Source organism: Enterobacter sp. 03-F-07-AD-ECC, assembly GCF_047530935.1.
Taxonomy (GTDB): Bacteria; Pseudomonadota; Gammaproteobacteria; order Enterobacterales; family Enterobacteriaceae; genus Enterobacter; species Enterobacter cloacae.
In genome coordinates, this window is the sequence record NZ_JBLKBZ010000015.1 from 52,533 (window position 1) to 66,018 (window position 13,486).

Consider the following 13,486-nt stretch of genomic DNA (forward strand, 5'->3'; position numbering starts at 1 on the left):
TTATAGGGGGCTTTTCGTCTTCGTCAGACAGGGATTATAGGTTCAGAAAGAGGGATGGGGGAGATCTGGCTATGCGGGCTCATCAACAGCACAAGTCACGTAAATTGTATCGTAGCGTCAACACGACGACACGACACTATTCTAACAACCCTGGCGCTGAGTATCGCTGGGAACGTAATCGTAAAAAATCCGGGGATGAGCTGCTGGTAACACGTGAAACCATGCACAGTGGACAAAAGCGAGGACGTGACTACACGCCATTGTTTTACTTTTTGTTCAAACAGATTGGCAAGCCGTGGGATGACGTTTTCAGCGAAGTTTGTGGACGTCTTGATACTACCGAGCCTGTGTTCTGGTTAGTCGCGTTGCATGAGCATCAGCAAAGGGATTTAGTCTGTATTGGCGATAGCAGCTTTTATCCGGGCCTGTTTGTTGACGAGAATGGCGTTTTACAACAGGTTAACCCATCGATTAGTGCCAGGGACGTAAAAGTGACTTGCCGCTGCTGTACGCACACCTTTATTGGTGAGCCTGTGCCCTGGAGGGAGGCGTGAAATATGGGGCTGTTGCGCTACATACCCTGATGAAGTAAGTCAGGATATTTGCCGGATAAACCCCCAATAATTTACGTGGCCGGGATCCATTCAACAATAGTTCTTGCCAACTCCCTGGGCTGTTCGAGCGGAATCATATGGCCGCAATCCAGAATGATTCTTAACGACGCATAAGGTATGGCTTCGACCAATTCTTCTGCCTCCTTCATCGAACGGATGGCATCATCTTCACTGGCGATAACCAGTGTTGGACAACGTATCGTTGCAGAAGGTATACCTTGCCTGGACAAGGATGATTGCGTGATGAAGGCTTCAAATCCCAGAGAGCATCCCATTTTCTGGATAGCTGAAATCATATCCTGATTTGATGTGTTTAGAGGGTGGAGTGACCGGGCAATAGCATGTCTGCTCAGCCCCTTAAACGTTGTGGGGGACAATGACTGCACGCTTTTCCGCTTTGCTTTAGCCTCTAACGGCGTATCTTCCCGTAAGGAACTGGCAATAAGCACTAAGGACTCTACACGTTCAGGGAATTCTGCTGCCAGTTGCCGGGCAATATACCCTCCCATCGAAAAACCTATCAAAGAAAACTTCTCAGGCAGAAGAGTAATCAAATGCTGCACTACATCATGAATGGTTCGTCCTTCAGTTACAGCTGCATGATGAACAATACAGTTTGACGGGAGGTATGTTTCAAATTCATGCCAAAGCATTTCATTCAGCATAAACCCTGGAATTAAAACGATTTTACGCGGCTTTAAACTCATAGATCTCGCTTAAATGCATCAGTGTATTTATTGGATTAGACAGGTTAAAAATATCTTACTAACTGCGACAATATCAAATTTCTGCCCTGGATAGGCGTTATCTATTTCCACAGAGTTTCTGAACGTTTCTAACGTCCTCCCAGGCTTCCTCCACCATCAACAGGCATTACTACGCCAGTAATAAAACTCGCTTCTGGTGATAAAAGAAAGGCTATCGCTGAAGCCACTTCAGCAGGAGAACCCAGTCTGCCCATTGGAATTGTCGATAAAATACGTTGTTCTGCTTCACTTCCAACAGGTCGTGTTTTATGAAAAAGCTCTGTCTCTATTGGCCCAGGAGCAATCGCATTTGAGGTGATCCCGAATTGAGCAAGCTCTAATGCCCAGGTCCGTGTACAACCTACCAGAGCACTTTTTGCTGCTGAGTAAGCTGTTCGGTCAATCGCACCGTAGATGGCACGGCTACATACATTAACTATTCTTCCCCAGCCTCTGCTCTTCATGTTGCCGATGAGCGCTTGTGTTATTTGAACTGCCACCCGTACGTTTATATCCATGACCTTCAGGAACGTTTGAATATCAATGCCTCCAAGTTGTTGAGGTAAGGCTACACCCACATTATTTACAATGCCGTGAATTTCGTGATTTTCGACTATTTTCAATAAAATTAAGTTAGTCTCATCAGCGCTACTCAGGTCAGCCGTATATAAAACCCCCGGAAAGCTGGCATCAACATTACGGGCAATACCCACAACCTGGTGACCCTGTTCTGATAATTTGTCACTGAGTGCTCTTCCTATCCCTTTTGTTGCACCAGTGATTAGATAAGTGCGATAAGGCCCCATATTAAAATCCTCAGTTTCGTTTGGCAGAATGAGAATCCAATGCTAACTGAAATCCCATTTTTACTAACCCTCTATTAGGCTAGCAGAATAATTGCCAACGTTTGCTCATCGCTCAAAACCGACGCTCGCGCAGTAACAGAATAACGTGGTACACATGCCAGCCTGCAATCATGACCTGTCAACCTGACGCGATACGTTCCTTATCCCTATCAAGTGCCGCCCCGTCATCTAACACGGGGCGGGTTTTGGCGTTCCATCCAAATAAATCAGAAACTGTACGTAACCTTCAAACTTCCCGTCGGCGAGGTTTTTCGCTGAACAATCGGGCTGTCGGCTGCATCCCCCATCAGCTGCGTAACGCCTGCACCGGCAACCACGCTCCAGCGTTGGGTGAGCTTGTGCGTCCAGTCGAGATTCGTTGACCAGGCATAAATTCCGGCGCTAGCGTCATATCGGGCAAACCCGGATGCGGCGGACTGGGATGCATTCACCCCGTAGTAAGTCTGCATGTACTTGCTGCTGCCCCAGCTACCGGTCAGCGACAGCGTCACCGCGTTGTTCGGTGAGGTAAAGAGCGGGCTGGAAATGCCGAAATGCAGCGCTTCGCCGTTGTCTCGCTCCGAAACCGGCACCTCTGCCTGTAATTGCAGATTCAGCCAGTCGGTGACTTTGTACCCCAGCCCTGGCACTACCAGAGCCGAACCTTTGATGTCGCCCATACCGCGCAAATAATCGCTGCCGCCGCTGATCGAATCGCTATCCACGTCCCGATCCTTACGGCCCGCGCGATAGCTCAGCGCCGCGCTGTAATCCAGGTTGCCGATGTTGTTGCCGTAACCGATCCCTCGCGTGGTGCTGACGAAGAATCCGTTATACATCGCGTAATCCACCACCACCGCCGTGGTGGCGCGGTTTTTATCCGAACCCGAATAGCGGGGCGCAACATCCACGCCTCCGCCTAAGGTCAGCACGTTGCCCTGTTGTTCTGCGGCCAGTACCGGGGTGGCCAGTAATGCCAGCAGCGCGCCTGGCACGATGTTCTTCAGACTGAGCCCCGGGAGCGAAAGGGGGAACGAGTGACGCAGTTCGATATGTCTCATTAAAGAAGTCCTTTTGGATTCAAATGATTACGTTACAAGCGGTGTTAATCGCCAGAGCGCCCAGTTTGAATGTCCACCCTAAGGTTCTTATGAGCTCAAAATGAAGAAAGACTGAAGCAGATGCCGATGATGCAAAACTGTTAAATTACCTGTTACCGTCTCTTTCTTAAGACGTTCTTCATTCACGGTTGATAAAGTTGCCCTTGTGAAAATATTACTTGTTGAAGACGACCTTGATCTCGGCAATGGCGTGCGTATTGCCCTTGCAGATCAAGGATTAGATGTCATATGGGTCCGCCGCAAAGAGGATGCGCTGCATCAACTTGCTGTCTGCGCGCCTGAACTTATTCTGCTCGACCTGGGGCTGCCGGATGGCGATGGCATGAGTCTGATGGCGTACGTACGTCAGCAGCTAAAAGGCATCCCCGTTATTATCCTGACGGCGCGAGGAACGCTGCAGGATCGCCTGAGCGGGCTGGATGCCGGTGCCGATGACTATCTGGTTAAACCGTTTGTGCTCGCCGAGCTGCTGGCCCGGGTGAGGGCGCTTGCGCGGCGCAGTTATGGCTATCAAAACGAGGCGGTAGAAATCAGAGGATTATCCCTGCATGTGCCGACGCGTCGCGTCACGGTGAGTTCCCGCCATATTGAGCTTACGGCCAGCGAATACGCGCTGCTTGAAACCCTGATGTTGCGTGCTGACCGCGTGCTTACGCGCCGTTTTCTGGAAGAAAGGATCTTTGGTGCGAAAGAAAACATGAGTAATGCGCTTGATGTGCATATGGGGAACCTGCGTCGAAAAATTGGCGAGGGCTATGTACGAACGGTACGGGGCGTCGGGTATGTCATTGACACCGTTGCGATTCAGAAGGAAGCAAATTGATGCGAAACCTGTGGCGTTTTCTGCGGGTGCCCACGCTGGTGCGGCGAATCATGGTCGCTCAGATGCTTCTGCTGACCCTGCTGTGGTGTCTTTTTTTAACCTGGATGCTGTGGGATGACTTACGTAGCCCCCCGATCCTGACCGGCGATAAGACATATAAAACCATATTTACCCTTGTTGAACGCATGGAAGGACGTACGCAGGAGCGAAGCGAGGTGCTGGAGCAGTTCAGCCAGGCGTTGCGGGAAGATTACGGCGGAGGGGACGATGCGGGACTCTCCATCACCATGATTATTCGCAAGCATAACGCAATACTGTATGCCTCTGCTGGCGCACCGATAGGCGTGAAAAATACCCGGTTGGGTAAGATAGAGCGAATTCACAGCGACGGACGTAGCTGGACAAGCCGCACGCTAAAATCCGCGAATTCCGACGTGGAGGTGACGCTGGTGACGCCTGCTGCGGGGTGGAATTTCTTTATCTACCTCAACTCGCGCGGCTACTACATCATGCCGCTGCTGGTGTGTATTCCTTTTCTGCTGTTTCCCGCATGGCTGTCAATCCGCATCGCTATGCGCCCGTGGAACAACGTCGTGAATGAAATTGCCTCGCGCGCGCCAGAAGATCTCTCTCCGTTAAAAGCCGTGCCAACGCACAGGGAGCTTAGCCAGATGGTGAGTGCGATTAATCAGTTCCTTGCCAGGGTGCGAGAAAGCACGGAAAGGGAGCGGGTATTTATTGCCGATGCCGCTCACGAACTGCGCACGCCGCTGGCTGCGATGCGAATCAATGTGGAGGCGTTGCAGGCCTACGTCAGCAGTGATAATCAACAGGCGCTGCTGGCGGGAATTATTCGCAGCAATAGCCGGGCAGCGCGTCTGGTTAATCAGCTTTTGCTGATGATGCACAGCGAAGCAAGCGTGGATACGGCGATGGAGCCGGTACCGCTTACGACGCTCATCCAGGAGCGCATGGCGGTGCTGGCACCGCTCGCCGCGGAACGCAATATTGAGCTTGAATTCTACGCTCTGGAAGAAAGCTGGGTGAGCGGTGTCAGAGAACGTCTGATGTCGCTTATCGATAACGTGATTGAAAATGCCATTAAATACAGCCCGCAAGGCGGGCGGGTGGCGGTCGATCTCTTTTCGGCGGAGACGTCCACTCAATTCAGCGTCTCCGATGCCGGGCCGGGTATTCCGGTTGCGTTGAGGGAACGGGTGTTTGACCGGTTTTTCCGCGATCCGAATCAGGTGCAGAACGGGAGCGGGCTGGGTCTGGCCATCGTTAAAGCGGTGGCGCAGCAGCACAACAGCAGCGTGAGCCTGAGTACCTCTGCTGACGGTGGGCTCAGGGTGACGGTGGATTTCCCCAACCCGGTGTTTGCCTGAAGAAAACGGGAGGGTGATCCCATTTCGTGCGCGATGGAAACTCTTTTTTACGGGGCGGGTCAAAGTAGATAGCTTCAAAATAATTACGGTATTTGTTATATTGTTGCTTATTGATTATTCACCTCTGCGGTGCCAAAAAGAATAAGATTCACCGCAACCCAGGATACGTAAATGTTAGATTACCGCTTCCCGACAGCTTTGCAGATGGTTCTCAGCGTAGCGATGGCGGAGCAATTGGGTGAACGTTCGACGAGTGCGATTCTGGCCTACGGCCTGGAAGCGAATCCGAGCTTCATCCGCAAACTGATGGTTCCCCTCACGCGTGACGGTATTATCGTCTCAACGCTTGGTCGCAACGGCTCAATTCATCTTGGCCGCCCGCCGGAACAGATCACCCTGCGTGATATCTACCTTTCTGTTATAGAAGATAAAAAGCTGTGGGCGTCGCGCCCCGACGTACCGGCGCGCTGCGTGGTGAGCGCGAATACGTGCTGGTACTTTAAATCCATTGCTGAAGAGGCCGAGCAGGCGTCACTCGCGGTCTTAGCCGGTCATACCGTGGCAAGCGCGCTGGAAGAGCTCAAGAAAGCGGATACCAGCGGGTGCGATCCGGTGCCCGAACTGATTGCCCAGTACAAGAAAGCGCATTAATGGCTGCATAAAAAAACCGCCTTCATCGTGAAGGCGGTTTTTTGTTATCTGCAGCGTATTACGCGGGCAAGACCTCTCTTTCCACTTTGCCGCGCGTGACAAATTTACGCAGCGTCACGTAAAACACCGGCGTCAGGAACAGGCCAAACAGCGTTACGCCCAGCATACCGGAGAATACGGTGATCCCGGTGACGCCGCGCACTTCTGCACCCGCACCGTGGCCGAGGATGAGCGGGATGGTCCCGGCGATAAAGGCGATGGAGGTCATCACAATCGGACGTAAACGCAGGCGGCACGCTTCGAGCGCCGCTTCCATTATACCTTTGCCCTGGATTTCCAGCTCGCGGGCGAACTCCACGATAAGAATCGCGTTTTTACACGCCAGCCCCATCAATACTACCAGTCCCACCTGCACGAACACGTTGTTATCACCGCCGGTCAGCCAGACGCCAAACAGGGCAGAGAGCATCGTCATCGGCACGATAAGGATCACCGCCAGCGGCAGCGTCCAGCTTTCGTACAGTGCCGCCAGGACCAGGAACGCCAGCAGAACCGCGACCGGGAAGACGATTAACGCCGTGTTCCCCTGAGTGGCCTGCTGGAAGCTCAGATCCGTCCACTCGATATTCATCCCGTTCGGCAGGATCTGCTTAGACATCCCCTCCAGTTGCGTCATTGCCTGGGTAGAGGAGAGGACGCGCGGGTCGGCATCGCCAATCAGGTCCGCCGCCGGATAGCCGTTGTAGCGGATCACCGGATCGGGCCCGTAAGTGGTACTGATATTGACCATACTGCCAATCGGCACCATCTCACCCTGGTTATTACGGGTGCGCAGATTCGCAATATCTTCCACGCTGTCGCGATACGGCCCGTCGGCCTGCGCCATCACGCGCCAGGTGCGCCCGAACTGGTTAAAGTCATTCACATAAGACGATCCCAGATAGGTTTGCAGCGTCCCGAACAGATCGGTCAGCGACACGCCCTGGGCTTTGGCCTTATCCCTGTCGACCTGCACATCCAGCTGCGGAACGTTCGCCTGGTAGGTGGAGATAGGGAAGTGCATTCCCGGCGTCTGCATAATTGCGCCCGACATGGTGTTCACCGCATTTTGCAACGCACCGTATCCCAGACCGGCCCGATCCTGGATGTACAGCGAGTAACCCGACCCCTGACCCAGCCCCAGAATAGGCGGCGGCAGAATGGAGAAGCCAAAGCCCTGCTGGATTTGCGCGATTTTGGCATTGATCTCGGCGTTAATTTCCGCCGCCGTGTGTTTACGCTGGTCAAACGGTTTCAGGCCAAAGAAGACCGTCCCGGTATTCGGCGTATTGGTGAACTGCAGCGCATTCAGCCCCGGGAAGGCGACCGCATAATCCACGCCCTCGGTGTTCATACCGATTTCGCTCATTTTGCGGATCACCGCATCGGTACGTGCCAGCGATGAGCCTTCCGGCATTTTCACGCCGCCAATCAGGTACAGCTTATCCTGAGTGGGAATAAACCCGCCGGGTACGGCTTTAAACATCACGCCTGCGGCACAGAGCAGCAGCACATAGACCACAAACACCGCACCGCGTCGTCCGAGCGTTTTGCCCACCAGCCCCTGATAACCGTTCGAGCTACGGTGGAAGAAGCGGTTGAACGGACGGAAAATCCAGCCGAACAGGCGATCGATAAGCCGGGTAGGGAGGTCCTTCGGCGCGCCGTGCGGCTTCAGGAGCAGGGCGGCCAGCGCAGGCGAAAGCGTCAGCGAGTTAATGGCGGAGATCACCGTTGATATCGCAATCGTCACCGCAAACTGCTTGTAGAACTGACCCGTAACCCCCGAAAGAAACGCCATCGGCACGAACACCGCGCACAGCACCAGCGCAATCGCGATAATGGGCCCGGAGACTTCACGCATCGCCTGATGCGCTGCCGCCAGCGGAGCCAGCCCCTCTTCGATGTTTCGCTCGACGTTTTCCACCACCACAATGGCATCGTCCACGACGATACCGATCGCCAGCACCAGCCCGAACAAACTCAGGGTGTTAAGCGAAAAGCCCAGCAGATAAAGAACGCTGAACGTGCCCACCACCGAGACCGGCACCGCGATCAACGGAATGATTGACGCACGCCAGGTTTGCAGGAACAGAATGACCACCAGTACAACCAGCACCACCGCTTCCAGCAGCGTCTGCACGACCGCGCGAATGGAGTCACGCACGAATACCGTCGGATCGTACGGTGCCGCCCATTTCATGTCTTCCGGGAAACGGCTAGACAGTTCTGCCATTTTAGCGCGCACCGCGTTAGACAGATCGATGGCGTTCGCTCCCGGCGACTGGAAGATACCAATCCCGACCGCGTCTTTATTGTTGAGCTGGGAGCGCAGCGCATAGCTGCCGGAGCCCATTTCAATGCGCGCCACATCGCGCAGTCGCACCAGCGAGCCGTCCTGCGCGGTTTTCAGGATAATATTGCCAAACTCTTCTTCAGTATGCAGACGACCCTGCGCGTTAATGGAGATCAGGAAATCGCTCTCTTTCGGCAGCGGCTCGGCGCCCAGCTGTCCGGCGGACACCTGCACGTTTTGTTCCTGCATCGCCGTTACCACGTCCGAGGCGGTCAGGCCGCGTGCTGCCACCTTATTCGGATCCAGCCAGACGCGCATCGCGTATTCGCCCGAGCCAAAAATCTGGATTTGGCCGACGCCGGGCAGACGCGCCAGTTCATCCTTCACTTTCAGCGTGGCGTAGTTACGCATATAGAGTGAATCGTACTTACCGCCGGGCGAAAACAGATGCACCACCAGCGTCAGTGTCGGCGACTGCTTCTGGGTGGTGATACCCAGACGGCGAACGTCTTCCGGCAGGCGCGCTTCGGCCTGTGACACGCGGTTTTGTACCTGAACCTGGGCCTGATCCGGGTCGGTTCCTGGGCGGAACGTGACGGTGGTCACCAGTACGCCGTCGGAGCCGGCGACGGACTTCATGTACATCATGTTTTCAACGCCGTTGATCGCTTCTTCCAGCGGCGTCGCCACGGTCTCTGCAATCACCTTCGGGTTGGCGCCGGGATACTCCGCGCGCACCTGCACGCTTGGCGGCACAACGTCAGGGTATTCGCTCACCGGCAACAGCGGGATGGCGATTAATCCTGTGATAAAAATCAGTATCGACAGCACCGCAGCAAAGATTGGCCTGTCGATAAAAAAGCGGGAAAAGTCCATGGGTCGGATTCTCAGATAAGGGATCAGTTAAGGGCGGCGCGGGTGGTCATGGCAACGGTTTTCGCGTTTACCGGCATGCCCGGCATAAACACTTTTTGTAAACCGTCGACGATGACTTTATCGCCAGGCTTCAGCCCCTGCTGGACGATACGTAAACCGTCGGCCAGACGCCCTGGCGTAATATCACGACGCTGCGCTTTACTCTCTTTATCAACGACATAGACATACTTACGATCCTGATCGGTCAGCACCGCTTTGTCGTCGATAAGCGTGGCCTGGAACTCCGCGCTGCCCGGCAGGCGGACGCGGGCAAACAGTCCCGGCGTGAACTGACGCTGTGTGTTATCCAGCAGCGCGCGCATGCGGATGGTGCCGGTACTGGGTGTTAACTGATTATCAAGAAAATCGACTTTGCCCTGATGGGGATAGCCGTCTTCACCCACCAGTCCAATCTCAACCGGTAGCGCCTGGTGAGTGCTGGCGGCACCTTGCCCGCTGAGGGCGAGTTTTTGATAGTGAAGGTAGGTTGACTCATCCACGTCAAAGTAGACGTAAACCGTCTTCTGCGAGACCAGCGTGGTGAGCACGCTGGCGCTGTCACCGGCGGTAACGAGGTTCCCGCTGGTGATCAACGCGCGGCTGGCGCGCCCGTCGATAGGGGCGGTCACTTTAGTGAAATCCAGGTTCAGCTGCGCGGCATCCACCGCCGCCTGTGCGGCGCGAATGTCGGCCTGGGCCTGGACGGCAGCAGCGCGGCGCTGCTCCCACTCTTCACGGGATACCAGATGGGTATTGACCAGTTTATCGGTACGGTTTGCCTCGCTTTGCGCCAGGCTGGCCTGCGTTTTGGCTCTTGCCAGCGCTGCCTGCGCCTGTTCCAGCGTGGCGCGATAGGTTCTGTCATCGATCGTGAACAATACCTGGCCTTTTTTGACCTCCTGACCGTCGGTGTAATTCACTTTATCAATGTAGCCGGAGACGCGGGGGCGGAGCTGTACGCTTTCCACCGCTTCGATCCGGCCATTAAAGCTATCCCACTGGCTAATGGATTTGACGACCACGTCAGCGGCGCTGACGGTGGGCGCTTGTGGCGCGGCATTTTGCGCGACACCCTCGTCACACCCGACGAGCAGGGCGGAGAGTAACACCGCGCCCAACACGTTCAGATGAAAATTACCCCAGGTTTTTTGCAGGCTCATTATTTTTATTCCGGTAGTTGTAGCCGCCGGGCAAGACGCAACGGGGGACGCCGCGCCACTTCCTTTGTCCGGGCTGGCTTAAGGCCATTTGTGTCGTTCATCGCCACAAAACTGTAACAATTGTGAATACACTATCGCGGCGATTGTAGGTAGGCGCTAAATTTAGTGCAAGAATAATTGTTGCACTTTATGTGCTATTTGAGGCCGGGGAAAAAGGCGCGTTTTCGGCAGGGATTTAAATGCAACAATAAAACTTGCATTTAACATCAAAACGGGCCATCTTTAAATGCAACAAACAAAGGTGCTTTTTACTACGTGGCGTGTGGGGGAGAAGATGGACACTGGCGCATTTATTCACGATCTGCTCGACTGGATCGATAACAACCTGGATAGTCGTCTGGACATTGAGACCGTATCAAAGCGTGCAGGCTATTCAAAATGGCATCTTCAGCGGATCTTCAAAGAACACACGGGTTATCCTATTGCCGAGTATATCCGTGCGCAGAAACTTCAAAAATCGATGGAGCGGTTAACCCATAGCGATGAGCCGATCCTGAACGTGGCGATTGCGTTGGGCTTTGACTCCCAGCAGTCTTTCAACCGCAGCTTTAAGCGTCAGTATGGTCAGGCGCCGGGGGCATGGCGTCGCAGCATTGTCAGCCCCAAAACGCGGCATTTATGCCAGACCTCCCCCTAGCCTGGGCGGGAACCGTTTCGCTCCCGCCTGAGGGGGTAAGGCGCGGGGTTAACTGTTTATAAAGGCGAGAAGATCGGCATTAACCTGATCGGCATGTGTCGTTGGGATACCGTGAGGCGCGCCTTTATACGTATGCAGGGTTCCGTTTTGGACCAGCTTGACTGACATCGCGCCGGAATCTGCATACGGCACCACCTGATCGTCATCCCCATGGATGACCAGAACAGGGATGGATATCCCTTTGAGGTCTTCCGTGAAGTCAGTCTGCGAGAAGGCCACAATCCCATCGTAATGCGCCTTGGCGCTTCCCATCATCCCCTGACGGTACCAGTTATAGATGACCGCTTCGGAAGGCTTCGCCCCCGGGCGATTAAATCCATAGAAGGGTCCCGCGGGCACGTCATAATAAAACTGAGGACGATTCGCCGCCAGCTGGGCCTGAAAATCATCAAACACTGACTTTGGCGTACCCTGAGGATTACTCTCCGTCTTCACCATCAGGGGCGGTACAGCACTGATCAATACGGCTTTGGAAACTTTGTCTTCACCGTGCCGGGCGATATAACGCACCACCTCACCGCCGCCGGTTGAATGCCCGACATGCATCGCACCCTGTACGCCAAGATGTTCTACAACGGCGGCCACATCGTCAGCGTAGTGATCCATATCATGGCCGTCCCACACCTGATCTGAACGACCATGACCGCGACGGTCATGGGCCACAACGCGAAATCCTTTATTGACGAAGAACAGCATCTGGGCGTCCCAGTCATCACTGCTTAGCGGCCAGCCGTGATGGAAAAAGATCACTTTCCCGTCTTTTGGACCCCAGTCCTTGTAGTAGATATTGACGCCATCGCGAGTTGTTACATAACCCATGATTATTCTCCACTCAGATAGACAGATTGCATGAAAGGCAGAAATGAAATGCGGTATACGGCCCGACTCCGCCGCGAATTAAGAAGTGTAGTTCATACGCTGGCCGTCTGGGTTAAGGCTCACCCACAGGCGGGCAGAGTGGGGCAGCGGTAAGGGGGACGGACAGAAAATAAATTTTAGCTGCAACCTACACCGTGAAGGGTTATACTGTATATAAATACAGTGAAAGGGGCGCATCATGGCGGTTGAAACAAAATATGTTGTTGTAAGAAAAGGTGAAGAGAAAATGACATTTGCCAGTAAGAAAGAGGCTGACGCGCACGACAAACTGCTCGACATGGCAGACGCGTTCACCGACTGGCTGCTGCAAAGCGGACTGCAGATGGACGAAACGCAGGCTGAAGATCTGGGGCTGTATCTCGCCGAGCAGAAAGAGGCCGTGCAGCATATTCTGCGTACCAGCAAACTGCCCGATCTCAACGCTGTAACCGAAAAAACAGAATCTGATGAAGCGGGCAGTAAAAAAATCAGAGCCGTGAAAGCTGCCTGACAGGGACATTAACGGTGGAAAAACAGTCGAGGTACTGCAATACGTCTTACACCAGGGCGCCGGTGGCGCCTTTCATACCCTGACTGCTACGTCCTGGACCGGGCGATTAATTTTCTCTCATTTCACAGCACCTCAACCACTTCAAATTCTTCTGCGATCAACTCCATATCTTCAGAAAAATGACCTTCTCGGGTGAAAAATCGCTGATGCTCTTTCTGCCAGTATTCAAGGCTTAAATCGCCTTCACCTTCTTTACGGGCAAACGCCTCGGTCACATCACAAAAACGCACCAGTCGCATTGAAACCAGCCGGGTTACACAGACCGGAACATTCTGGCCATCAAGAATAATGTTATAGCTCCCGATCCGAGGGGCAGACTCCTCCTGCTGATAAGAGGCAAAAGATCCGCAGGAAGCGGTTTTGATCCCTTTTTTAATCAGGTCTGCAAGCTCGCTGGCCAGTTCCGGGCTGTCGCCCATTTGCCAGGCACCGGCGCCTGGGTACTTCACTTTTAATTTCTCAACCACAAACATGACAAGCCCTTTTTATATGCAGGTCTGATGAATAATGATTACGATATAATAAAAACGTCTTTATTTCAGACTGTATAGAGCATCTTCATACGTAAGGCGACAAATATGAAATCCAGGAGTGCGTTAGTTTTAGACGAGCTCAGATCCAAATTACGTCCTGCATCGGTGGCACAAGTGGGCGGTTTTCGTCCCCCGGCAGACCCCCTTACATCCTGGTTTTTAAACGGTG

At 53.8% G+C, this 13,486-nt stretch carries 13 protein-coding genes; 6 read left to right on the top strand and 7 right to left on the bottom strand.

Annotation, left to right across the window (positions count from 1 at the left end; translation table 11 throughout):
• The first annotated feature begins 71 nt into the window (after positions 1-71).
• Positions 72-554: a hypothetical protein gene (locus ACMWKA_RS18795; RefSeq protein ID WP_414760499.1), complete on the top strand. Its 483-nt coding sequence runs from the start codon at positions 72-74 to the stop codon at positions 552-554.
• Positions 555-625: 71 nt separating this feature from the next.
• On the opposite strand, the gene ACMWKA_RS18800 is transcribed toward ACMWKA_RS18795, so the two are convergent.
• From ACMWKA_RS18800 to ACMWKA_RS18810, 3 genes are all read right to left on the bottom strand, one after another.
• On the bottom strand, positions 626-1,321 hold the full coding sequence (locus ACMWKA_RS18800; RefSeq protein ID WP_414760500.1) for an alpha/beta fold hydrolase: 696 nt from the start codon (positions 1,319-1,321) through the stop codon (positions 626-628).
• Between the two features lie 128 nt (positions 1,322-1,449).
• Positions 1,450-2,166 (bottom strand): SDR family oxidoreductase, encoded by a 717-nt coding sequence (locus ACMWKA_RS18805; protein WP_414760501.1) that lies wholly within the window; start codon positions 2,164-2,166, stop codon positions 1,450-1,452.
• Positions 2,167-2,432: 266 nt separating this feature from the next.
• The gene (locus ACMWKA_RS18810; RefSeq protein ID WP_414760502.1) at positions 2,433-3,266 is read right to left on the bottom strand and encodes a MipA/OmpV family protein; all 834 of its coding nucleotides are present in this window, start codon (positions 3,264-3,266) and stop codon (positions 2,433-2,435) included.
• Positions 3,267-3,471: 205 nt separating this feature from the next.
• Between ACMWKA_RS18810 and ACMWKA_RS18815 the strand changes: the two genes are divergently transcribed.
• The 3 genes from ACMWKA_RS18815 to ACMWKA_RS18825 all read left to right on the top strand — a co-directional run bounded on the left by ACMWKA_RS18815 (position 3,472) and on the right by ACMWKA_RS18825 (position 6,188).
• Positions 3,472-4,149: a response regulator gene (locus ACMWKA_RS18815; protein WP_284155871.1), complete on the top strand. Its 678-nt coding sequence runs from the start codon at positions 3,472-3,474 to the stop codon at positions 4,147-4,149.
• Entirely contained in the window at positions 4,149-5,537 is a 1,389-nt protein-coding gene (locus ACMWKA_RS18820; protein WP_414760503.1) for a sensor histidine kinase, read from the top strand. Before ACMWKA_RS18815 ends, ACMWKA_RS18820 begins: the two co-directional genes overlap by 1 nt.
• Positions 5,538-5,708: 171 nt before the next feature.
• Entirely contained in the window at positions 5,709-6,188 is a 480-nt protein-coding gene (locus tag ACMWKA_RS18825; RefSeq protein ID WP_013096741.1) for an RrF2 family transcriptional regulator, read from the top strand.
• A gap of 58 nt (positions 6,189-6,246) precedes the next feature.
• Here the strand turns inward: ACMWKA_RS18825 and oqxB are convergent, their stop codons facing one another.
• On the bottom strand, positions 6,247-9,399 hold the full coding sequence (oqxB, locus tag ACMWKA_RS18830) for a multidrug efflux RND transporter permease subunit OqxB (protein WP_347500489.1): 3,153 nt from the start codon (positions 9,397-9,399) through the stop codon (positions 6,247-6,249).
• Between the two features lie 23 nt (positions 9,400-9,422).
• On the bottom strand, positions 9,423-10,598 hold the full coding sequence (locus ACMWKA_RS18835) for an efflux RND transporter periplasmic adaptor subunit (RefSeq protein ID WP_194500172.1): 1,176 nt from the start codon (positions 10,596-10,598) through the stop codon (positions 9,423-9,425).
• Between the two features lie 334 nt (positions 10,599-10,932).
• On the opposite strand from ACMWKA_RS18835, the gene ACMWKA_RS18840 reads away from it, so the two are divergent.
• Positions 10,933-11,295 carry a helix-turn-helix domain-containing protein gene (locus tag ACMWKA_RS18840; protein ID WP_013096738.1) on the top strand — a complete coding sequence of 121 codons (363 nt, stop codon included), beginning with the start codon at positions 10,933-10,935 and terminating at the stop codon, positions 11,293-11,295.
• 48 nt (positions 11,296-11,343) lie between these two features.
• On the opposite strand, the gene ACMWKA_RS18845 is transcribed toward ACMWKA_RS18840, so the two are convergent.
• The gene (locus ACMWKA_RS18845; RefSeq protein WP_020688164.1) at positions 11,344-12,174 is read right to left on the bottom strand and encodes an alpha/beta fold hydrolase; all 831 of its coding nucleotides are present in this window, start codon (positions 12,172-12,174) and stop codon (positions 11,344-11,346) included.
• A 238-nt stretch (positions 12,175-12,412) separates the two neighbouring features.
• Here ACMWKA_RS18845 and ACMWKA_RS18850 point away from each other — a divergent pair, with 238 nt between their 5' ends.
• Positions 12,413-12,724 (top strand): YebG family protein, encoded by a 312-nt coding sequence (locus ACMWKA_RS18850; RefSeq protein ID WP_040023215.1) that lies wholly within the window; start codon positions 12,413-12,415, stop codon positions 12,722-12,724.
• 122 nt (positions 12,725-12,846) lie between these two features.
• On the opposite strand, the gene ACMWKA_RS18855 is transcribed toward ACMWKA_RS18850, so the two are convergent.
• Entirely contained in the window at positions 12,847-13,257 is a 411-nt protein-coding gene (locus tag ACMWKA_RS18855) for an ASCH domain-containing protein (RefSeq protein WP_045295241.1), read from the bottom strand.
• Between the last annotated feature and the right edge of the window lie 229 nt (positions 13,258-13,486).